General features: G+C 65.3%; 21 protein-coding genes. 6 read left to right on the plus strand and 15 right to left on the minus strand.

Annotation, left to right across the window (positions count from 1 at the left end; all coding sequences use genetic code 11):
* Positions 1 to 233 precede the first annotated feature (233 nt).
* Complete coding sequence (fliE, locus tag IB258_RS01080) at positions 234 to 566, plus strand: flagellar hook-basal body complex protein FliE (protein WP_054456696.1); 333 nt, start codon at positions 234 to 236, stop codon at positions 564 to 566.
* Between the two features lie 91 nt (positions 567 to 657).
* On the opposite strand, the gene IB258_RS01085 is transcribed toward fliE, so the two are convergent.
* The 7 genes from IB258_RS01085 to IB258_RS01115 form a co-directional block, all read right to left on the minus strand.
* A complete protein-coding gene (locus IB258_RS01085) occupies positions 658 to 1,461 on the minus strand; it encodes a flagellar brake protein (protein ID WP_054456697.1) in 804 nt (267 codons plus the stop codon).
* Positions 1,462 to 1,485: 24 nt separating this feature from the next.
* Positions 1,486 to 1,803, minus strand: a complete 318-nt coding sequence (locus tag IB258_RS01090) for an EscU/YscU/HrcU family type III secretion system export apparatus switch protein (RefSeq protein WP_054456698.1) — start codon at positions 1,801 to 1,803, stop codon at positions 1,486 to 1,488.
* Positions 1,803 to 3,185, minus strand: a complete 1,383-nt coding sequence (locus IB258_RS01095) for a flagellar hook-length control protein FliK (protein WP_192352007.1) — start codon at positions 3,183 to 3,185, stop codon at positions 1,803 to 1,805. Before IB258_RS01095 ends, IB258_RS01090 begins: the two co-directional genes overlap by 1 nt.
* Complete coding sequence (locus IB258_RS01100) at positions 3,182 to 3,538, minus strand: flagellar protein FliT (protein WP_054456700.1); 357 nt, start codon at positions 3,536 to 3,538, stop codon at positions 3,182 to 3,184. The genes IB258_RS01095 and IB258_RS01100 overlap by 4 nt, the downstream gene beginning before the upstream one ends.
* A gap of 46 nt (positions 3,539 to 3,584) precedes the next feature.
* On the minus strand, positions 3,585 to 4,013 hold the full coding sequence (gene fliS / locus IB258_RS01105; RefSeq protein ID WP_192352008.1) for a flagellar export chaperone FliS: 429 nt from the start codon (positions 4,011 to 4,013) through the stop codon (positions 3,585 to 3,587).
* 18 nt (positions 4,014 to 4,031) lie between these two features.
* Positions 4,032 to 5,405: a flagellar filament capping protein FliD gene (fliD, locus tag IB258_RS01110; protein ID WP_192352009.1), complete on the minus strand. Its 1,374-nt coding sequence runs from the start codon at positions 5,403 to 5,405 to the stop codon at positions 4,032 to 4,034.
* Positions 5,406 to 5,549: 144 nt separating this feature from the next.
* The gene (locus tag IB258_RS01115) at positions 5,550 to 5,927 is read right to left on the minus strand and encodes a flagellar protein FlaG (protein WP_054456703.1); all 378 of its coding nucleotides are present in this window, start codon (positions 5,925 to 5,927) and stop codon (positions 5,550 to 5,552) included.
* Positions 5,928 to 6,069: 142 nt separating this feature from the next.
* On the opposite strand from IB258_RS01115, the gene IB258_RS01120 reads away from it, so the two are divergent.
* A complete protein-coding gene (locus IB258_RS01120; protein ID WP_054456704.1) occupies positions 6,070 to 6,807 on the plus strand; it encodes an IclR family transcriptional regulator in 738 nt (245 codons plus the stop codon).
* A 34-nt stretch (positions 6,808 to 6,841) separates the two neighbouring features.
* Here IB258_RS01120 and IB258_RS01125 read toward each other — a convergent pair whose 3' ends face one another.
* The 4 genes from IB258_RS01125 to IB258_RS01140 all read right to left on the minus strand — a co-directional run bounded on the left by IB258_RS01125 (position 6,842) and on the right by IB258_RS01140 (position 10,689).
* Complete coding sequence (locus IB258_RS01125; RefSeq protein ID WP_054456705.1) at positions 6,842 to 8,008, minus strand: acyl-CoA dehydrogenase family protein; 1,167 nt, start codon at positions 8,006 to 8,008, stop codon at positions 6,842 to 6,844.
* Positions 8,008 to 9,237 carry a CaiB/BaiF CoA-transferase family protein gene (locus tag IB258_RS01130; RefSeq protein ID WP_192352010.1) on the minus strand — a complete coding sequence of 410 codons (1,230 nt, stop codon included), beginning with the start codon at positions 9,235 to 9,237 and terminating at the stop codon, positions 8,008 to 8,010. Before IB258_RS01130 ends, IB258_RS01125 begins: the two co-directional genes overlap by 1 nt.
* A complete protein-coding gene (locus tag IB258_RS01135) occupies positions 9,234 to 10,205 on the minus strand; it encodes a tripartite tricarboxylate transporter substrate binding protein (protein WP_175164531.1) in 972 nt (323 codons plus the stop codon). Before IB258_RS01135 ends, IB258_RS01130 begins: the two co-directional genes overlap by 4 nt.
* Positions 10,206 to 10,272: 67 nt before the next feature.
* On the minus strand, positions 10,273 to 10,689 hold the full coding sequence (locus IB258_RS01140) for a cupin domain-containing protein (protein ID WP_054456707.1): 417 nt from the start codon (positions 10,687 to 10,689) through the stop codon (positions 10,273 to 10,275).
* A gap of 164 nt (positions 10,690 to 10,853) precedes the next feature.
* Between IB258_RS01140 and folC the strand changes: the two genes are divergently transcribed.
* From folC to purF, 4 genes are all read left to right on the plus strand, one after another.
* Positions 10,854 to 12,164: a bifunctional tetrahydrofolate synthase/dihydrofolate synthase gene (folC, locus tag IB258_RS01145; protein WP_054456708.1), complete on the plus strand. Its 1,311-nt coding sequence runs from the start codon at positions 10,854 to 10,856 to the stop codon at positions 12,162 to 12,164.
* Between the two features lie 62 nt (positions 12,165 to 12,226).
* The gene (locus tag IB258_RS01150; RefSeq protein ID WP_119451967.1) at positions 12,227 to 13,042 is read left to right on the plus strand and encodes an SPOR domain-containing protein; all 816 of its coding nucleotides are present in this window, start codon (positions 12,227 to 12,229) and stop codon (positions 13,040 to 13,042) included.
* Complete coding sequence (locus IB258_RS01155) at positions 13,042 to 13,530, plus strand: CvpA family protein (RefSeq protein WP_054456710.1); 489 nt, start codon at positions 13,042 to 13,044, stop codon at positions 13,528 to 13,530. The genes IB258_RS01150 and IB258_RS01155 overlap by 1 nt, the downstream gene beginning before the upstream one ends.
* Positions 13,531 to 13,560: 30 nt before the next feature.
* The gene (gene purF, locus IB258_RS01160; RefSeq protein WP_054456711.1) at positions 13,561 to 15,081 is read left to right on the plus strand and encodes an amidophosphoribosyltransferase; all 1,521 of its coding nucleotides are present in this window, start codon (positions 13,561 to 13,563) and stop codon (positions 15,079 to 15,081) included.
* Positions 15,082 to 15,163: 82 nt separating this feature from the next.
* Here purF and IB258_RS01165 read toward each other — a convergent pair whose 3' ends face one another.
* The 4 genes from IB258_RS01165 to IB258_RS01180 all read right to left on the minus strand — a co-directional run bounded on the left by IB258_RS01165 (position 15,164) and on the right by IB258_RS01180 (position 19,708).
* Positions 15,164 to 15,685: a M48 family metallopeptidase gene (locus tag IB258_RS01165; protein ID WP_192352011.1), complete on the minus strand. Its 522-nt coding sequence runs from the start codon at positions 15,683 to 15,685 to the stop codon at positions 15,164 to 15,166.
* Between the two features lie 90 nt (positions 15,686 to 15,775).
* Entirely contained in the window at positions 15,776 to 16,261 is a 486-nt protein-coding gene (locus tag IB258_RS01170; RefSeq protein ID WP_054456714.1) for a disulfide bond formation protein B, read from the minus strand.
* A 51-nt stretch (positions 16,262 to 16,312) separates the two neighbouring features.
* Positions 16,313 to 17,026, minus strand: coding sequence for a MarC family protein (locus tag IB258_RS01175; RefSeq protein WP_013393435.1), 714 nt, complete (start codon positions 17,024 to 17,026; stop codon positions 16,313 to 16,315).
* 75 nt (positions 17,027 to 17,101) lie between these two features.
* Positions 17,102 to 19,708, minus strand: a complete 2,607-nt coding sequence (locus IB258_RS01180) for a [protein-PII] uridylyltransferase (RefSeq protein ID WP_054456715.1) — start codon at positions 19,706 to 19,708, stop codon at positions 17,102 to 17,104.
* Positions 19,709 to 19,722: the final 14 nt, after the last annotated feature.

Raw genomic sequence — 19,722 nt, forward strand, 5'->3', positions numbered from 1 at the left:
GATTATTGCCCCTGAGACGTCCATCCCAATCGTTGAAAACAGCCGGTTTTTGGCGTTACTTATCTCCTATGTCCCCGACAAGGCGAACCGAGCCGCCGTCGCCCTGGCTGCAAGCGGCTGCATTCGTGGAAATGTCGGGTTTTTTGGCGGTTCTTGTCAGCTATGAACCGGCGGGGTTGGCGTTACGCTGGGCGCACTATTGGTGTAATCCCAAACAGCAAGGAAATCAGGTAATGGCTGTATCAGGCTTGTCCGGCATCGAAAGCATGCTCCAGCAGATGCGCGCGGTAGTGAGCAAGGCGGAGACCGGTAACCTCAGCGCGGGTGAAATGGTCGGTCAGCCGGATGGCTTCGCCGCGGAACTGCAACGTTCCATCCGTCGCGTCACTTCCGCCCAGAACGCCGCCACGGCCCAGGCCAAGGCGTTCGAGTTGGGGGCTCCCGATATTTCCCTCAACGACGTCATGATCGACATGCAGAAGGCCAGTATTGGCTTCCAGACGGCGGTGCAGGTGCGCAACAAGCTGGTTGCGGCTTACAAGGAAATTTCTTCGATGGCGGTCTGAGTCCCATCGCGGGAACTGCGCTTGCATATACACCGCAAGCGCAGCAGGCATCAGGCGAGGCGCTTGCAACGCGTGGCCCCGCGTCTATCCATCAATTGCGCTGGGCGCCTCTTTCCAGGCGCCAGACCACCTGCTGCAGCCAGTTTTCCTGGCGCGCATCGAGATTCAGGAAGATGGCCCCCAGATGGCTGACCGGCGGCTCGCCAGTCAGCGAAACGTGCTTGGCCGGCGGTTCGTCCGGATTGGCGGACGAAACCATGGGCTGCCCCGAGACGGGATATACATTGCGCACTTCCAGGCTGGCGTTGAGCTTGCCATGGTCGCCAAAATCCAGTTGCACGTTTTCCATCACGGTACCGCGCTCCGGCAGGGCGGGAACCGCCAGCCCGGCACGCAGGCCTACGCCGTCCACCGAGATGTCGCGTATCGTGAACGAATAGGGCTTGTCGTTGAGGGTGGCTTGCCAACTGGCGCGGCATACATTGGCGGCCGCGATCAGGGACGCGCGGAACATCTTGCGGCGCTGGATACGGGCCAGGCGTTCTGGAAACGGCGATACCAGCGCGGCGCTGCCGTCGTCGAAATGAATGATCTGGGGGCGCTGCACACGAAAGCGGATCTGCACGCCGCCGTAGGCGGTGGCATGGAAGTGGAAGGTGGTGCCGCTCAGCAAGCCCATGGAGTCGGACTGCTCGAAGTCTGCCCCGGCGTAATCGCGCGGCCTCCAGAAGAACTCGCCCGCCTGCTTGTCCACGCCGAGGATCAGCACGGCCATCTCCCGGTCCGCGGCGTCGCGCACCAGGATGTGGCTGTCAGGGTGCGTCAGCTCGAACAGGGCCGAACGCATCTCGTCAGGCCGGGTCAGCAGGAACTCCGGATCGCTGGCATCCAACACTTTGGTCTTCCTCAGGTAATAGGGTCAGGCGGGCGTAGCGGGTTCGGGGAACTCGCGCGATTCCAGGCGATAGAGCCAGGCCAGCAATTCTGCCACCGCTACATAGAGTTGGGGAGGAATATGTGCGTCCAGGTCCACCTGCATCAGCAGGCCGACCAGTTCACGCGACTCGTGGACGTAGAGGCCGTTTTCCTGCGCGGCCCGGACGATGGTGTCCGCCAACTGGCCGTAGCCCTTGGCGACGACGCGCGGAGCGCCGTCCTTTTCTTCGTACGAAATGGCTACCGCCGCGTTGCGGCCGGCGTTCGGATCCGATTCCGGATGGGGGGGCAGGCGGCTCATCAGATATCGGCGGGAATGTCGGCGCGCGGTTCGACCACGCTCACCGTCAGATTGCTCAAGGTCAGGCCCGCGGCCAGCAGGCGCGAACGCAGCGTGTCCGAGGAGTCATTGATCTCGGCCGCGCTGTGCGGCGCAATGAGTTGCAGGACGATCTGATCGCCGGCCAGATTCAGTCGGGCATCGACCAGGCCCAGGCGGGGCAGGTCCAGCTTCAGGCGCGTGGCCCAGGTGGAAACTGCGGAGTCCGGGTCGCCGCCGTATGGGTCGCGCTCGACCTCCCATTCCATAGGTGTGCCGGGCCAGGCTTCACCTTGCCAGGTCAGCGTCTGATTGGCCAGCACGTCCAGTTGTTGGCGAACGAGTACGGTCAGGTCCTGGTGTATGCCGGTGATGGGCGTGCCGGGAGCAGGCGTGCCGGAGGCGGACGAGCTGGCGGAGCCTGCGCCGCCGTGTGTGGCGTCGACGCCAGTGCGGCCGTTGGGGGCTGCGTCCGCCCGCGGCCGCGAAGGCGCGGCATCCTGCGCGGGCGGATTCTTGCCGAGCACCGCCTGCGGCTCGTTGCGCAATTGCTCGGGGTTGGCGCGGCCGAAGACCATGTCCGTCAGATGGGACTCGTAAAACAGGCCGCTGCCTTGAAGCGCCTGACGCAGAGCCTGTCCCAGCGCGCGCGCCGAAGGTCCGCCAGCCGCCAGGGCGGCATGCGCGGCAGCGTCGGGTCCTTTGGCGGCGCTGGGATTGACGCTCGGTCCGGCCGGCCGGTCCTGTGTTGCACCGGTTGCCGGAGTGTCGCCGTCAAGCGCCGCCGCGGCCGAAGCCGCGAGCGCGCCGGCTTGCTGGGGAAGGGCCGGCGCCGGCGTTTGGCCAGGCAATGGCTGGGATGCTTGCGCAGTGGCCTGTGCCGTTTGTTGGCCTGCTTGCGCTGCCGGCAAGGGGCCGGCGCTAGCGCCACCGCCGGATTGGCCCGGCTGCGCATGCGCGGTCCATAAGGGGGCACGGCCCTGGACCGCAGGTGCGGCCTCTGGGAATTGGGCGAGCAAGGCAAGAATCGTACGCGCCGTCGTGCCCAGTGTTGTCGGGGCCGAGGCGGTGGTGTCGCTGCTGGTCACCAGGCCGCGGGCGGCCAGCGCCAGCGCTGCAGCGGTTTTGGGGTCGACGACAGTATTCGGACGGTCGCCGCGGGCGCCGCCGGGCTGTATGCCTTGCCGCGGGTCGCGTGTTGATCCATCCGAGGCGCCGGGCTTTTCCAGGCTGCCGGGCTGGCTGACTGCGTCGGGGCGGGCGCCGGATACCTGGTTGGCGCTGGCGGCGGACATCGTCGTGCCCAGCACGGCGTCCAGCCGCTGCACCAGGACGTTGCCGAGTGCGGCGGGACCTACGCTCATTCTTCAGGCGCCTGCTGGTAACCGTAGGCGGACAGCAGGGTCTGCTGGCGCTTCATGCGTCCCAGAAGGTCGCCCAGACGGGCCAGCTGCGGCAGCGCCAGATCCCGGGTGAGCGCGTCGTTTTCCAGGATGCGCACGAGCAGGTCGTATTTCATGGCGCGGCCGGCTTCGTCCAGTGGCGCCGAATGTTCGGTCTGGCGCAGTCGTTCCACCAGTTCGCAATATTGCTGTCCATGGACCATGGCGCCGTCCCAGTCGCCGGCTTGCGCCGCCACTAGCATTTCTCCCGTGATGAGAGCGATCTCCTGGTAGTGTTCCAGGATGGGGGAGGTGTACTGGGTCGTGGACGTCATGGAAATCTCGGGCGTTCGATGGCTGGCTGGGGCTTATGCGATGCCGTCAAGGCTGCACGCCCCCGGCAGGGCGATCAATGGATGTTTGCCAGGCCTCGGCCAGATCGGCCAAGAGGCGGTCTGCCGTTTCGAGCGCTTCCGCGTCTGCTTTAAGGTTAGCCATCAACAGCGTGCGGACGATGTAGTCGTATAGAAGAGCGAGATTTGCGGCGATTTCGCCGCCCGCCTCCATATTCAGTCCGGTTTTCAGGCCTTCGTCGACGATTCTGATGGCTTTCGAGATGGCAGCTCCTCGGTCCATGGTTCTGCCCTCCTGCAAGTGCAGGCGTGCCTGCCCGATCGCTGCCCGGGCTCCCATGTACAGCAGCGAAATCAGTCGCTCAGGGCTGGCTCCCAGGATTTGGGTCTCCAGACCGATATCGGTGTAGGAGCGTACGGAATGGGATCCGGTTGGGCGTCGGGCGGCGTAAGTCATCAATACATCTTCTATAAATTACTTGGACTTGCTCATGGCCGCGAATTGCTGGGTCAGGTAGTTGGCGGTAACAGTCTGCTGCGAAACGAACTTGTCGAGCGCGACGAACTGGGCACGCATGGCTGCCATGGATGCTACGCTCGACGCCTTTGCGCGGACCAGTTGCTCCTTCACGTCCTTGATCGATTCGTTCAGGCCATCCTGGCTGATCTTGATGGAGCCATTGCTGCCGAGGATGCCCTTGGCGGCGGCGTCAAACTTCGCGGCGAGTCCATCGGACGAAGTCATGATGCGCTTGACGTCGGCCGGGTTGGTCGTCAAAGCCTTATCGAGTGCGGTTTGATCGAGCTTCAGGACGCCGGTTTTGGGATCCATGGAGATGCCAAGGTCGGCAATCGAACGCAGCGAGCCTTCACCTGTTATGACCTGTAGGGCGCTCGACATTGACGACTGTATGCTGCGTGTCGTGCTGTCGCCCGTCAGCGCCTGATTCGTTTGTGCGGTAACGTCAAACGCAGTCAGTTTGGAGATCGTGCTTTGCAGCGAGTTGTACGCGCTGACGAAATCCTGGACTGCCTTGCTGGCGAGACTGGTGTCGCTTTGCAGCTTCAGGGTCACCGTCTTGTCTGCCGGCGTCGTGGCCGTGAGGTTTAGCGTGACGCCGTCGATTGCGTCGGAAATATTATTGCTGCCGCTCTTGACCACGATGCCGTTGATTTCGACTTCAGCATCAGCTGCCTGGGTTTGCTGTGTCAGCTGAGCGCCGGTGCCTGAGTTGTAGCTCAGGATGTCCTGCAGTTTCTGGTCGCCCGTCACCGTGATGGAGCTTACCGATGCTTGCACGCCCGTGTCTTTGGCGCTGAGCATCAGATAGCTGCCGCTCTCGTTGGTGATGATGGTCGCCCGAACGCCGGCTTTGTCATCACTGTTGATAGCTTTGGCGATACCGTTCAGGGAGGTGTCGTCCGTCAGATTGACGGTGTGCTTATCGCCATTGGTCAGCTGAATTTCGAATGAGCCAGTGGCGCCGTTGGAGGCGGTGCGGTCGGCGACCTTGCCAGATTGCAGGGTTTGAGCTGCCGCCAAAGTCTTTACCTTGATGGTGTACTCACCCATCGTGGCACCATTTTCGCCGATGGTCGCCGTCAGGCCGTCGCCGATCACATTGGGTTTTACGGCGTCCAGCGTGGACGACTTACCCAATGCCGCTGCTGCTTTCTGCAGGGCTTCAACCGCGCTTTGAATCTGGCCAAAGGCGCTTACACGGGCCTCGTAACTGGCTTGGCGATTCGTGTACAGGCTGAGCTTCTTGTCCTCGGCCGCCTGGAGATCGGTCAGGATCTTTTCGAGGGGCAAGCCGGTGGTCGAGCCGAGGTTGGTGATAGAGGCCATGTGAAATTCCTTCCTAGCGATGCGATTCTGTCAAAAATACGGTGGCGGCGATTGGCCGGGTAAGGGCATTAGGCGGGCCTAATTCGACGCTTCCATGGCTGGCCCGCTTGATGGCGGTGGCCGGCGCTTGAAATCGGGGTCGAATCAGGCTGTGGTTTTGATGCCGTTTCCTTGCATGTTCACGATCATTTTGGCGATTTTCAGCAGGGTTTCGCTGGGGATCGTACGTATGACGTCGCCCGATTCCGCGTCTATCACCGATACCACTACCTGGTGCACGTTGGGGTCGATCTCGAACTGGAGCTGCGTCGACCAAGCCTTCATCTGGTCGTTGATTTCGTCCAGAGCCTTGTCCAGGGGAAGCTTTTGCGAATCGGATTGATCCGATGTCGCGCTGTCTGAAGCTCCGCTGTTCGTTGCGGCAGCTGCGGGCGCCACACTCACGGAGGGGTCCGGCGCAACCGGCGCGGCCGCGACCGGCGCTGGTGCAAACGATGCGGGGGCTAGGGGGGTTACGGCCATGATCACTCCAACGGCGATGTGGGCGTCTCGGAGGAACGCGCTGTTTTCAGGGAATTCTCAGCTACCATTACGGCAGGCCCGCAGGGAACTTTAGCCGCCGGCGAGCCAGATGTTTCACGTGCTAAACAGTTCGGACCAGGTAATGAGTGTCAAGACGGCGCTGCGAGTTATCGAAATCATCGAAACCTATGCCCGCGAAAAGCGCGCGCTGCCGCTATCGGAACTGGCCCGGCTGCTGGATGTGCCGGTGTCCAGCTGCCTGGCCCTGATCCGCACCCTGACCGGCCTGGGTTACCTGTATGAAACCGGCCGTCGCCAGGGCTACTACCCGACCGGCAGGCTATTGGCCATGGCGCAGCGCATCGCCCGCGCCGATCCGGTGCTGGATCGGGTCTATCCCAGCCTTACCGAATTAAGGGACGCCACCCGCGAAACGATTGTTTTCGCCAAGCTGAGCCAGGACGGCCGGGTGGTCTACCTGGATGTGCTGGATTCCCCACATACGATCAGATACGCGCCGGTTGCGGGTGAGTTCAAGGACGTTCACGCAAATTCGCTCGGAAAGGCGCTGCTGTCCCTGTTGGACACACCGGCCCGCGACGCCATGCTCGCGGATATGACCATGACCCGCCACAACGAGCGCACCCTGGTCACGCGCGAGGCGCTGCTGGCGGACCTGGAGCTGTCGCGCCAGCGCGGCTGGTTCATGAACAGCGGCGAGTCCATTGCGGACGTGGGCGCCATCGCCTGGCCCGTTACGCTGTCCGGCGAACACTACGCGATTTCGGTGGGCGGGCCGATCTACCGGATCGAGCCACAGCAGGAGGCCTACGCGCGCATCCTGCGCTCGGCCTGCACCGCGCTGGAGCAGCAGGCCTGACGGGCAGGCCTGGGCGCCTATCGAACGCCGTCGCTCAGTAGGACTTGGGCAGTCCCAGCACTTTCTCCGCGATGAAGCACATGATCAGCTGCGGACTGACCGGCGCGATGCGCGGAATGAAGCTTTCGCGCAGCAGGCGCTCCACATGGTATTCCTTGGCGTACCCCATGCCGCCCAGGGTCATGACCGCGGTCTGGCAGGCGTTATAGCCGGCCTCGGCCGCCAAGTATTTGGCCGAGTTGGCGTAGGGGCCGCAGGGCTTGCCCGCGTCATACAGGCTGGCGGCCTTGAATACCATAAGGTCGGCGGCTTCGAGCTGCATCCAGGCCTGGGCCAGGGGGTGCTGGATGCCTTGGTTCTGGCCGATGGGACGTCCGAATACGGTGCGTTCTCCGGCGTATTTCACCGCCCGGTCCAGGGCGGCTCGGCCGATGCCCACCGCCTCGGCCGCGATCAGGATGCGCTCGGGGTTCAGGCCGTGCAGGATGTACTCGAACCCCCGGCCTTCCTCGCCGATGCGGTCGGCCACGGGGATGCGCAGGCCGTCGATGAACAGCATGTTCGAGTCCACCGCCTTGCGGCCCATTTTCTCGATTTCGCGCACTTCTATCTTGCTGCGGTCCAGGTCTGTATAGAAGAGCGACAGGCCCTGCGTGGGCTTTTCGACGTCTGACAGCGGGGTGGTGCGGGCCAGCAGCAGCATCTTGTGGGCGACCTGGGCGGTCGAGATCCAGATCTTGCGGCCATGCACCACGTACTCGTCGCCCTGGCGCACCGCGCGGGTGCTGAGCTTGGTGGTGTCCAGTCCGGCATCGGGTTCGGTGACGGCGAAGCAGGCCTTTTCGCGGCCCGCGATCAGGGGGGCAAGCCAGCGCTGGCGCTGCTCGTCGCTGCCGAATACCACTACCGGGTTCAGACCGAAGATATTCATGTGGACCGCCGAGGCGCCGGTGAAGCCCGCGCCGGAAGCCGCGATGGTCTGCATCATCAGCGCCGCTTCGGTCATGCCCAGACCCGCGCCGCCATATTCCTGCGGCATGGCGATGCCCAGCCAGCCGTCGCGCGCCAGATCGGCATGCAGGGGTTCCGGAAAGCCGCCTTCGCGGTCGCGTTCCAGCCAATATTCGTCCGGATAGCGTTCGCAGATGCGGGACACGGCGTCCCGCAGGGCCAACTGGTCGGGGGTGAATTCAAAGTCCATCAGTCGTTTCCATCCAGGGTGATGCCGCGGGCCGTCATGGCGTCGATCCGGGCAGGGTCATAGCCGGCTTCGGCCAGCACCTCGCGGCTATGCTGGCCCAGCCTGGGGGCGGGGCGGCGTATCGAGGTGGGGGTGTTTTCGTATCTGCCCAACGGCGCGGTCGTGCGGATCCGGCCTTCGCTGGGGTGGTCCATGGGCCGGATGAAGCCGGTCGCGGCCAGGTGCTCGTCCTGCAGCAGATCGTCCACGGAATAGAGCGGCGAGGCGGGAATGTCTGCCCGCGCCAAGCCTTCCAGCCAGTCCTGGCTGCTCCGGGTGGCGATGACGTCGGCGACAAAGGCGTAGACCTCGCCGATATGGGCGGCGCGCGCGCCGTGGGTGCAGAAACGCGGATCCCGCGACAATTCCGGGCGGCCGATCAGGTCGAAGAAGTTGCGCCAGTGCTTGTCGTTATAGATCAGCAGGCTGATATAGCCGTCGGCCGTGGCGTAAGGGCGGCGATGCGGCGCCAACAGGCGCGCGTAACCCGTGGGGCCGAGCGGAGGATCGAAGGTGGCGCCGCCGAGATGGTCCCCCAGCACGAGGTGGGCCATGCCCTCGAACATGGGGATTTCCACCTGCTGGCCTTGTCCCGTGCTGCGGGCGTGCAGCACCGCGGAGACGAGCGCGATGCCGACGTGCAGTCCGACCGCGCGGTCGGCCAGGGTCAGCGGCGCGTAGCGCGGCACATCTCCACTCTGCTGGGCGGAGAGGGCGGCGATGCCGGTCTGGCCCTGGATCAGGTCGTCATAGGCGGGACGGCCGGCGTACGGGCCGGCCTCGCCATAGCCGTAGGCGCCCAGGTAGACGATGCGCGGATTGCGCGCCGCGACCGTTTCGTAGGACAAGCCCAGTCGGGCCATCGCCTGCGGGCGGATGTTGTAGAGCAGGGCGTCGCAGCTTTCGGCCAGTTTCAAACAGGCCTCAAGCCCCTCCGGCGTCTTCAGGTCCAGCACCACCGATCGCTTGTTGCGGTTCAGGTGCAGATAGATATGGCCCATGCCGGGGTTGCGCATGGGGCCGACGGCCCGCATGTTGTCGCCTGCCGGCGGCTCGACCTTGATGACGTCCGCCCCCAGGTCGGCCAGGACCTGGGTGGCATAGGGCCCCATCACGACGGTGCTCAGGTCCAGGATGCGCACGCCCGCCAGCGGGCCGCCGGGAGTTTCGGATTGCGGCCGGTCGCTCATTGCTGCTCGATTCCCGCGTCGCGGATCAGTTTTCCCCACAGGTCCAGCTGCGAGCCGACGAACTGGGAAAAGGCCTCGGGCGTGCTGGAAAAGGCGTCGAAACCCAGGCCGGCCAAGCGCTTTTGCACGTCAGGCTTGGCGACGACCTGATTGATCGCGGCATTCAGCTTGGCCACGATCTCTGGGGGCATGCCCGCCGGGCCGAAGTAGCCGTTCCAGGAGTTCAGGTCGAAGTCCTGCACGCCGGATTCGGCCATGGACGGCAGGTCCGGGACGATGGCGCTGCGTTCGGCGGTCGACACGGCCAGCGCGCGCAACTGGCCCGATTGCACGAAGGGCAGGCCGGAAGCCAGGTCGGTGAACATGAAATCGACCTGCCCGCCGACCACATCGGTCAGCCCTTGCGGCGTGCCTTTATAAGGTACGTGCAGGATGTCGATCTTGGCGCGGTTGGCCAGCGTGGCGCCGGCGACGATGCCCGTGCTGTTGCCGCTGGCGTAGGTGATGCGGCCGGGACGCTGGCGCGCGTCGGCCACCAGTTCGCCCACGGTCTTCCACGGGCGTTTCGGGTTCACGACCAGGATGAAGGGCAGGTTGCCGCCGCGGGCGATGGGGGTGAAGTCCTTGACCGGATCGTAGGGCACGTTCTTCATCAGCCAGGGTGCGGCCGAATGCGAGGTGTTGGTGGTGACGAAGAGCGTGTAGCCGTCGGGCTTGGCGCGCGCCACGTAGTTGGCGGCGATGGTGGCGTTGGCTCCGGGCTTGTTCTCCACCACGACCTGTTGGCCGAGGATGTTGCCCAGCTCGGCGCCGAAGATGCGGCCCACGGCGTCGGTGCCGGATCCGGCGGGAAAGGGGACGATCAGGGTGATGGGTTTCGCGGGATAGTCGGCGGCGTGGGCGGCGGGGCCGGCGAACAGCGCTGCGCCGCCGATGAGGGCGGCGCCCAGCAGGCTTAGGGGTCTCATGGTTTGTCTCCTGTGTGCTTCGGGTCCAGGCGCGGCTTCTGCGTCCGCTGCCCGGGGCTGCGCCGCGTCAAGCGGCTGGGGATGGCGCCGGAAAGCCGCGTATCACGCGGTCTGGGGATTCTTCATAAGGGGGCGTATAGATCACCAGCAGGCGGGCGGGCTCGTCGCTGGTGACGGTGAAGACGTGCGGAATGTCCGGGGGGAAATAGCAGCAGTCGCCGGGTCCCATGTCGGCCCATTCGTCCTGCACCTGCGCGCGCGCCGTTCCGGACAGCAGATAGCAGACCTGCTCGATGCCGGGGTGGGCGTGCGGCAGGGCGCCCTTGCCCTTGTCGATCACGCCCAGCAGCACTTCCACGCCCCGGGAGCCGACGGTGTCCGGGCCGATCAGGCGCCGGTTCAGGGTGCCGGTGTGATTGGCGGGGTGGTAGCCGGGCACGTCGGCCTCGCGCACCAGCCAGGCGGGAGTCTTGCTTTGCGTCATGGTTGATCCGTTTAAATTTTCATACGTGAAATTATTTTTATGTATGAGAAAAATAGTGGCAAGCAGTTTTTCGCTGCGGATACCTTGCCGCTCCCTGGGGGATTAGGGAAAACACCGGGCGCGGACTGCTAAAATCGAAGGCTGATCTCACTACCGGCTTTGTCATGTCTTCTGCCCGCACGCCCGACGTTTCCGCCACCCTGTCCGATTGGCTGCAGTACCTGGAATCGATCCACGCCACCGCCATCGACATGGGTCTGGACCGGGTGCGCGAGGTGGCGGGGCGCCTGGGGCTGGAGCTGTCCGGCGTGAAGTTCGTCGTCGGCGGCACCAACGGCAAGGGTTCCACCTGTGCCATGCTGGAGGCAATCCTGCTTGCGGCCGGCTACAAGGTCGGGCTGTACACGTCCCCGCACCTGATCAATTTCAACGAACGCGCCCGCATCAATGGCCAGATCGCCACGGACGAGGCCTTGATTGCCCAGTTCCAGGCGGTCGAAGCCGCGCGCGGCGACGTGTCGCTGACGTACTTCGAGTTCACCACGCTGGCAATCCTGCGACTGTTCTCGCAGTCGAAACTGGACGCCGTGGTGCTGGAAGTCGGCCTGGGCGGACGGCTGGACGCCGTCAATATCGTCGATGCGGATTGCTCCGTCGTCACCAGCGTGGACCTGGACCACACCGACTGGCTGGGCGATACGCGCGAGAAGATCGGCTTCGAGAAAGCCCACATCTACCGCAGCGGCCGGCCGGCGATCTGCAGCGATCCCATGCCGCCGCAATCGCTGCTGGACCACGTCCAGGAAATCGGCGCGGACCTGTGGCTGTTCGGACGCGACTTCAACTATTCCGGCGACCGCCAGCAATGGGCCTATGGCGGCCGCGAACAGCGGCGCAACTCGCTGGCCTATCCGGCGCTGCGCGGCGCCAACCAGCTGCTGAACGCGTCGGCCGCGCTGGCCGCGCTGGAATCGGTGCGCGACCGCCTGCCGGTGCCGCAACAGGCCGTGCGCCTGGGCTTGCTGCAGGCGTCCCTGCCGGGCCGTTTCCAGATCCTGCCGGGCCAGCCCGCGGTCATCCTGGACGTGGCGCACAATCCGCATGCCGCGGCGGTGCTGGCGCAGAACCTGGACAACATGGGCTTTCATCCCTACACCCACGCGGTGTTCGGCATGCTCAACGACAAGGATCTGGCCGGCGTCATCGCCAAGCTCGGCACGCGCATAGACAACTGGTACTGCGCCGGCTTGCCGGGGCCGCGCGGCACCTCTGGAGACGCGCTGGCGGAGCAGGTCGCCGCCGCGCTGCCGCCTGCGCCGGCGGATGGCGAAAAACCAGGTATCTCCGCTTACCCGGATCCCGCCCAGGCCTTTGCAGCAGCGCGCGAACGGGCAGGGGAGAATGATAGAATCGTGGTGTTCGGCTCGTTTCTCACCGTAGCCTCGGTTTTGCAGGCTCTGGGTCGCAAGGCATAGGCAGCAGCGGGTCAGTCGCGTCCGGCGGCCCGCCGCCATATCGCCGCAAGGAATTCTCCTCCATGGGTTTTTTCAAACGCAAAGATCCTGCCGACCAGGCGCAGTCCTCCAAGCGGGCGGCTGTGCCCAGCGAGGTGCAGGCTGCGGAGCTGCGCGGTCGCGCGCGGCGCAGGCTGGCAGGCGCTGTCGCGCTGGTGCTGGCAGCCGTCATCATCCTTCCCATGGTGCTCGATTCGCAGCCCACGCCTGTGGACGACAACATTCCCATCAGGGTGCCGGAACGCAATACGCCGTTCCAGCCGCAAGTGACCGAACCGCAAGTCGCCGCGCCGCAGACGCCCGCGCCGGGCAGTGCTGCGCCGACGGATCCTTCGGCCATCCCGACGCCGCCTCCCGTGACGTCCGTGCAGCCGCCGGCGACGACGACGCCTCCGGCCGCGCAACCTGCGACGCCGCCCGCGACGGCGGCCGTCACGCCGCCCAAGCCCGAGCCCAAGCCGGCTACGCCGCCCAAGCCGGACCCCAAGCCCGCGACGCCGGCCAAGCCCGATAACCGATCGGATGACGGCGCGCGCGCGCTGGCCTTGCTGGAAGGGCGTTCGGCGCCAGCGGCTTCGGCGCCCGCGCCCAAGCCCGCCGCCAAGGGCAATTTCGTGTTGCAGATCGCCGCCTATACGACCGCCGAGGACGCCCAGTCGCGGCGCGGCAAGCTGCACCAGGCCGGCGTCACCAACGCATTCGTGGAACAAGCCACCATCAATGGCAAACAGCAGTACCGTCTGCGGGTGGGGCCGTTCCCCTCGCGCGAGGCGGCGCAGGCGGCCCAGGCGCGGTTGCGCACCCTGGGCTATGACAATGGTTTCATCGCCGCCCAATAGTGACCGGCTTCGACTTCGTCGTGCTGGCCATCCTGGTGGTTTCGGGTGTGCTGGGCCTGGTGCGCGGCCTGCTCAAAGAGGTGCTGTCGCTGGTCGCCTATCTGCTGGCCTTCGTGGCGGCGATATGGTGGGGGCCCACGGTCTATGCCTGGCTGGAGCCCTATATTGAAACGACGCTGCTGCGCATGGGAGTCTCGTACGCCGCGGTGTTCATCATCGTGCTGCTCGGCGTGGGCTTGGTCAACATGACGCTTGCCGCCCTGATCCGCAGCACCGGACTGAGTCCCGCCGACCACGGCCTGGGCGGGATGTTCGGGCTGGCCCGTGGCCTGTTGATCGTGCTGGCGCTGGTCGCCGCCGCAGGCTACACGCCGCTGCCGCAGGAGCCGTGGTGGAAGGACGCCATGTTTTCGCATTCGGCCATCGAGGCCATCAAACATATCAAGACGTGGCTGCCGCCGTCCCTGGCGACGTGGCTGCCGTATTGATTAGCTTTAAATCAACCAGGAAATCTCACCATGTGTGGAATCGTAGGGGTCATCGGGCGCGGGCCGGTCAACCAGCTGCTCTATGACAGCTTGCTGCTGTTGCAGCATCGCGGGCAGGACGCCGCGGGCATCGCGACATCGCAAGGTAACCAATTCAATATGTACAAGGCTCACGGCCTGGTGCGCGACGTCTTCCGCACGCGCAACATGCGCGCGCTGCCGGGTACGTCGGGCGTCGGCCAGGTCCGCTATCCCACCGCGGGCTCCAGCGCCAGCGAGGAAGAGGCCCAGCCGTTCTACGTCAACGCGCCGTTCGGCATCATGTTGTCCCACAATGGCAACCTGACCAACTGGCGCGAACTGCGCGAATCGCTCTACCGCGTCGACCGCCGCCACATCAACACCAACTCCGATTCCGAAGTCCTGCTGAACGTGCTGGCGCACGAGCTGCAATCGGCGGCCAGCGGCGTGTCGCTGGACGACGACGCCATCTTCCGCGCCGTATCGGCCCTGCACAAGCGCGTGCGCGGCGCCTATGCCGTGGTGGCGCAGATTTCTGGTTACGGCCTGCTGGCCTTCCGTGATCCCAACGGCATCCGTCCGCTGTGCATCGGTCGCCAGGAAACCGAAGAGGGCGTGGAGTGGATGGTCGCGTCGGAATCGGTGGCGCTGGAAGGCAGCGGCTTTGCCTTCGTGCGCGACGTCGAGCCCGGCGAAGCCGTGTTCATCGACCTGGACGGCCGCTTCGTCAGCCGCCAGTGCGCCGACAATCCGCAACTGGTGCCCTGCATTTTCGAGTACGTGTACTTCGCGCGTCCGGACTCCCTGATCGACGGCGTGTCGGTGTATGACGCCCGTCTGCGCATGGGCGAGTACCTGGCCGACAAGGTCGCGCGCAACATGCGCCTGGGCGATATCGACGTGGTCATGCCGATTCCGGACTCCTCGCGTCCCGCAGCCATGCAGTTGGCCGCCCGCCTGAACCTGGACTACCGCGAAGGCCTGATCAAGAACCGCTACGTGGGCCGCACCTTCATCATGCCGGGCCAGGCCGTGCGCCGTAAGTCCGTGCGCCAGAAGCTCAATGCCATCGGCATGGAATTCAAGGGCAAGAACGTGCTGCTGGTGGACGACTCCATCGTGCGCGGCACGACCAGCCGCGAGATCGTGGACATGGCTCGCGCCGCAGGCGCCAACAAGGTCTACTTCGCCTCGGCTGCTCCCCCGGTGCGTTTCCCGAACGTCTACGGCATCGACATGCCTACGCAGAGCGAACTCATCGCCACCGGCCGCAGCGACGAGGAAATTGCCCGCGCCATCGGCGCCGACTCGCTGGTCTACCAGGACCTGCACGACATGCAGCAGGCGGTGCGGGACATCAACCCCAAGCTGTCGCGCTTCGAGGCTTCGTGCTTTGACGGCCAGTACGTCACGGGCGACATCACCCCTGAATACTTGGCTCGCCTGGGCCAGTCCCGTGGCGAACCGGGCGAGGAAGGCGGGGCCAGCGGCCTGCAGTTCAACATGGGCTACGCCGCCAGCGACGCCTGACGCGTTTGTCTGATAGCAAGAAAATGCCGTCCTTCGGGACGGCATTTTTTATTGCGGGGTACTGGGCGCCTGCACTGCGATATCAGGCCGCGGCCTTCCACAAGGTTTCGCGTGTCGCCTCCAGGTGAGTCAGATACAGCCGCAAGTCGAACTCATACTGGTGGTACTGCGGTTCCATGCGCAGGCACAGGTTGTAGAAGGCCTTGTTATGGTCCTTTTCCTTCAGGTGGGCCAGTTCATGCACCGTGATCATCTTCAGGAATTCCGCCGGCACGGTCTTGAACAATGTGGCCACCCGGATTTCGTGCTTGGCCTTCAGCTTGCCGCCCTGCACGCGCGAGATATACGTGTGTTGTCCCAGCGCGTGCTGGATCACATGGATCTTGCTGTCGAAGGCGACCTTGTTGATCTGGTCGCCGTTGCGCATGTAGCTGTTCTTCAGGTCCGTTACGTATTGGTAGAGCGCCCGGTCGGTGCGCACGTCGTGGGGACCGGCAGGGTAGCGCGCCTGCAGCGCCGCGCCCAGCTTGCCTTGGTCGAGCAGCTTTTGGGCCTGGGCGAGCAGGGATTCCGGGTATCCGGTCAGGTATTTCAGATTGGACATGATCAAGGCGGGGACGGCGCCGGAGCGAGACCAGGCTTCCCCGCGTTTGGGCGCCGCCCGCGATGCTGCGGGCGGCGTCAGGAAGGGCTGTTACTGCGATCCGCCGCGCCGGAACACGACCGGCAGCGCCATGAAGAAAATGATGACGAAGAGCGCCAGGCTCCACAGTGCATATTCGATGCCCAGCACCGGCACTTTGGCGTCCATGCAAGTGGCATAGATGCCGAACAGCCACGGCACGGCGCTTTCCAGGCCGATGCCGGTCATGAAGCGGTCAGCGAAGGTCTGGTCGCAGGACAGCATGTTGGCCGCTACGCTGTACTGATACCAGGCCGCGGCGATACCGCCCAGGGACAATAGCGCGGTGAGCGCGCCGCACAGGCGCGTCAGGGCGCGTCCGCCGCCGAATCCGCCCACCAACGCGATCACGCCGATCACCAGGTAGATCAGGCGCTGCATGACGCACCAGGCGCAGGGCGGCATGTCGAAGACGTGCTGGGAAACGAGGGCAAGGCCGACGGCGCCGAAGCAGAAGAGGGCGATCAGGCGGAGCAGGCGTTCTGAGCGAGAGGTCATTGTTGCTTTGCAAGGGTTGGAAAAGGGGCCGGACGCGGCCCCGAGCCAGGCTTAGGCCTTGGGAATCGGAATTGGTTGCATCACTTGCTGCAACACGCCCAGCAGCAGTTCGCGCGAGCCTTCCCAGAAGATCTGTACGCCGAGGCACAGCATGATGAAGGCCGAGAGGCGCATGAACACGGCGGTGCCATTGTCGCCCAGGCGGTGCAGCATTTGCGCGGCAAAGCGCAGGCAGATGTAGAGCGTGACCGATACGACGATGATGCCCGGAATGGATCCGCCCAGCCGCACCAGGCTCAGCACGTGATTCTGATCGCGCAGCGACACCCCCACGGTGATGGCCGCGGCGATGGATCCGGGACCGCAACTGATGGGGAAGGTCAGCGGATAGAACGCGCGGGCCTTGGCCATCTCCGGGGTGAAGGACTCGGCCATGCGCGCCACGCGCTCGGTATCGGCGTCGGGCGAATTCACCAGCCGCCAGGCGCTGGCGATCACGAGCATGCCGCCGCCGACCCGCACGATGGACAGCGAAATGCCGAAGAAACTAAGCAGCACGTTGCCCGCGACCATGGCGACGATCAACATGAGGCAGACATTGATGGCCACGCGCTTGGCCAGCACCATGCGGGTGGATGATGACGCGCCCTCGGTCAGCGACAGGAAGATCGGCGCGATCGCGGGCGGGTTCAGAAAGGGCAGCAGGGTGGCCAGCGCGAAAAAGAAGCTGGTGCCGAAAACGCGCAGATAATCGTTTAGCTCCATGGGGAGGGTATCGCCTGGCCGAAAACCGGGATTGTATGCGGTCCCGGCGGCGCTGGCGATGCCAGGCACCCGTGATCAGGCGGCGCGCTGCTGGGCTTCCTCGCCCGCCAGGGCGTCCAGGACGTCGCGTTCGAACTGCATCTGGCTGCGCGGGCGCGTCAGCGCCGAACCGTCGACGATGAAGACGTCCTCGACCCGGTCCCCCAGCGTCATGATCTTGGCCATCAGCAGGTTCACTTCGTGCCCGGCGAAGACGCGCGCCAGCGCGTGCAGCAGGCCGGGGCGGTCGGTCGCTGTTACCGACAGGCGCCAGGAGGTGCTGCGCTCGTCGGGCTGCAGTTCGGCCTGCGGCATGACCGGGAACACCCGTGACACGCGGGACTGCCGGCCGCGGCCGTAGTAGCCGCCGCGCGCGGGCTGTTGCAAGGCGGCGGCGTGCGGGTCCTTGAGGCGTTCGGCCAGCTCGTGTTCGACCAGGGTGGCCTGGGCGCGCAGGTCGCTGGCGCCTTCCGGCAACAGCACGATGAAGCTGTCCAGCGCCCAGCCGTGGCGCGTGGTGTGGATGCGCGCATCCTGAATGGAAAGCGATTTGGCGTCGAAATAGCCGCAGATCGCCACGAACAGGTCGGGCGCATCGCGGGTGTACACCATTATCTGCAGGCCTTCGCCATGTTCGGTGGGGCGGGCCTTGACCACCGCCTGCGCTGGCGCGACCTGATGATAAAGATGGCGCGTGTGCCAGGCGATGTCCGAGGCGTCGTGGCGCAGGAAATACGCCACGTCGAGCTGGTTCCAGAAGGCTTCCCGGGCATCGTCGCGCAGGCCCGCCAGTCGGGTCAGGCGGGCGGCTTCTTCCTTGCGCTCGGTCAGGACGGTGTGGGCGTCGGCGTGGGCGCCGCCCAGGGCGGCCAGCGTCAGCTTGTACAGGTCTTCCAGCAACTTGCCTTTCCAGGCATTCCAGACCTTGGGGCTGGTGCCGCGGATATCGGCGACCGTCAGCAGGTACAGGGCGGTCAGGTGGCGTTCGTCCTTCACGGTGGCGGCGAAGTCCTGCACCACGGCCGGATCGGACAGGTCGCGCTTCTGCGCCACGGCCGACATCAGCAGGTGCTGGCGGACCAGGAATTCGACCAGCTTGGCGTCCTCGGGCTCCATGCCGTGGTCTTGGGCGAACTTGCGCACTTCGCGCGCGCCCAGTTCGGAATGGTCGCCGCCGCGGCCCTTGGCAATGTCGTGGAACAGCGCGGCCACATACAGCAGCCAGTGCCGGTCCAGGCCGGCGATCAGCTGGCTGGCCAGCGGATACTCCTGGGCATGTTCCGGCATCGTGAAGCGGCGCAGGTTGCGCACCACCGCCAGCGTGTGCTGATCCACCGTATAGGCGTGGAACAGGTCATGCTGCATCTGGCCGACGATGCGGCGGAATACCGGCAGATAGCGCGGCAGGATGTTCAGCATGGTCATGCGCCGCAGCTCATGCACGATGCCGCGCGGCTGCTGCAGGATCTGCAGGAACAGCTTGCGGTTGACCGGGTTGCGGCGGAATTGCGCGTCGATGCGGTGGCGCGAATGCCAGATGGCGCGCAGCGTGCGCGCCGACATGCCGGTCAGTTCCGGATGCTGTTGCATCACCAGGAAGGCCCGCAGCAGCAGGGTGGGATTGCGCTCGAAACCGTCGTCGCGAATGATGTCCAGGCGGTCGCGCAGATTGCGGAAGTCGTCGTCGATGTCGCGCGCGTCGCTGTCCGGACGCGGGAACAGCCGTTCCTCGATGTTTTGCACCAGGATGCCGTTCAGCTGGGTCACCAGCCGCGCCGCCCAGTAGTAGCGCTGCATCAGCAGCTCGCTGCCGCGGCGGGTGGCGGTGGCGTGGATGCCATAGACTTCGGCCAGGGCGGGCTGCAGGTCGAACAGCACGCGGTCTTCGCGCCGGTTCGCCAGCAGGTGCAATTCGATGCGCAGGCGCTTGAAGGCTTGTTCTGCTTTGCGCAGGTCGCGCGCCTCGGACGAGGTCAGCAGGCCGGCTTGCGCCACCGAGCGCCAGCTGTTGCCAAAGCCAGCTGCCCGGGCCATCCACAGGATGACCTGCAGGTCGCGCAGTCCGCCCGGCGACTCCTTGCAGTTCGGCTCCAGCGCATAGGGCGTGTCCTGGTAGCGCGCGTGGCGCTGCTGCATTTCGACGCGCTTGGCGCGAAAGAAAGCGCGCGGGTCCAGGCGCGACTTGGTCGCGGCTTCGAAGGCCTTCATCAGCGTGCGGCTGCCCGCCAGCCAGCGGGATTCGAGCAAAGCCGTTTCCACGGTGATATCGGCGTCCGCCTCGCGTTCGCAGTCCTCGATGGTGCGCACGCTATGGCCCGGCTCCAGGCCCAGGTCCCACAGCGAGGCCACCAGCTTTTCGATGGCCGACTCGTCCTCGGGCGTGGGAGCGTGCGGCAGCAGGATCAGCAGGTCCACGTCGGAGTGCGGGTAAAGCTCGCCCCGGCCATAGCCGCCCACGGCCGCCAGCGTGGCGCCGGCGGGCAGGGGGCAATGCTTGATCAGGTCGCGCAGCGCGGCGTCGACGATGCGGCGCAGCTCGGACAGCAGGGTGTCTGGCCGCAGGTGCGTGCGGAATTGCGCCACCGCGGTCCGCCGGGCTTCCTGGATGCGTTCGCGCAGGGCGCTGAGAATGGCGGCGGTCATGGTGGCTAAGGTTG

Source organism: Achromobacter sp. ACM02 (assembly GCF_014851605.1).
Classification (GTDB): Bacteria; Pseudomonadota; Gammaproteobacteria; order Burkholderiales; family Burkholderiaceae_B; genus Achromobacter; species Achromobacter aegrifaciens.

Coding starts and splice junctions, on each gene's coding strand:
- fliE (WP_054456696.1), top strand. CDS start 234: ATGGCTGTATCAGGCTTGTCCGGCATCGAAAGCATGCTCCAGCAGATG.
- IB258_RS01090 (WP_054456698.1), bottom strand. CDS start 1,803: ATGAGCCGCCTGCCCCCCCATCCGGAATCGGATCCGAACGCCGGCCGC.
- IB258_RS01095 (WP_192352007.1), bottom strand. CDS start 3,185: ATGAGCGTAGGTCCCGCCGCACTCGGCAACGTCCTGGTGCAGCGGCTG.
- IB258_RS01100 (WP_054456700.1), bottom strand. CDS start 3,538: ATGACGTCCACGACCCAGTACACCTCCCCCATCCTGGAACACTACCAG.
- fliS (WP_192352008.1), bottom strand. CDS start 4,013: ATGACTTACGCCGCCCGACGCCCAACCGGATCCCATTCCGTACGCTCC.
- fliD (WP_192352009.1), bottom strand. CDS start 5,405: ATGGCCTCTATCACCAACCTCGGCTCGACCACCGGCTTGCCCCTCGAA.
- IB258_RS01115 (WP_054456703.1), bottom strand. CDS start 5,927: ATGGCCGTAACCCCCCTAGCCCCCGCATCGTTTGCACCAGCGCCGGTC.
- IB258_RS01120 (WP_054456704.1), top strand. CDS start 6,070: ATGAGTGTCAAGACGGCGCTGCGAGTTATCGAAATCATCGAAACCTAT.
- IB258_RS01125 (WP_054456705.1), bottom strand. CDS start 8,008: ATGGACTTTGAATTCACCCCCGACCAGTTGGCCCTGCGGGACGCCGTG.
- IB258_RS01130 (WP_192352010.1), bottom strand. CDS start 9,237: ATGAGCGACCGGCCGCAATCCGAAACTCCCGGCGGCCCGCTGGCGGGC.
- IB258_RS01135 (WP_175164531.1), bottom strand. CDS start 10,205: ATGAGACCCCTAAGCCTGCTGGGCGCCGCCCTCATCGGCGGCGCAGCG.
- IB258_RS01140 (WP_054456707.1), bottom strand. CDS start 10,689: ATGACGCAAAGCAAGACTCCCGCCTGGCTGGTGCGCGAGGCCGACGTG.
- folC (WP_054456708.1), top strand. CDS start 10,854: ATGTCTTCTGCCCGCACGCCCGACGTTTCCGCCACCCTGTCCGATTGG.
- IB258_RS01150 (WP_119451967.1), top strand. CDS start 12,227: ATGGGTTTTTTCAAACGCAAAGATCCTGCCGACCAGGCGCAGTCCTCC.
- purF (WP_054456711.1), top strand. CDS start 13,561: ATGTGTGGAATCGTAGGGGTCATCGGGCGCGGGCCGGTCAACCAGCTG.
- IB258_RS01165 (WP_192352011.1), bottom strand. CDS start 15,685: ATGTCCAATCTGAAATACCTGACCGGATACCCGGAATCCCTGCTCGCC.
- IB258_RS01170 (WP_054456714.1), bottom strand. CDS start 16,261: ATGACCTCTCGCTCAGAACGCCTGCTCCGCCTGATCGCCCTCTTCTGC.
- IB258_RS01175 (WP_013393435.1), bottom strand. CDS start 17,026: ATGGAGCTAAACGATTATCTGCGCGTTTTCGGCACCAGCTTCTTTTTC.
- IB258_RS01180 (WP_054456715.1), bottom strand. CDS start 19,708: ATGACCGCCGCCATTCTCAGCGCCCTGCGCGAACGCATCCAGGAAGCC.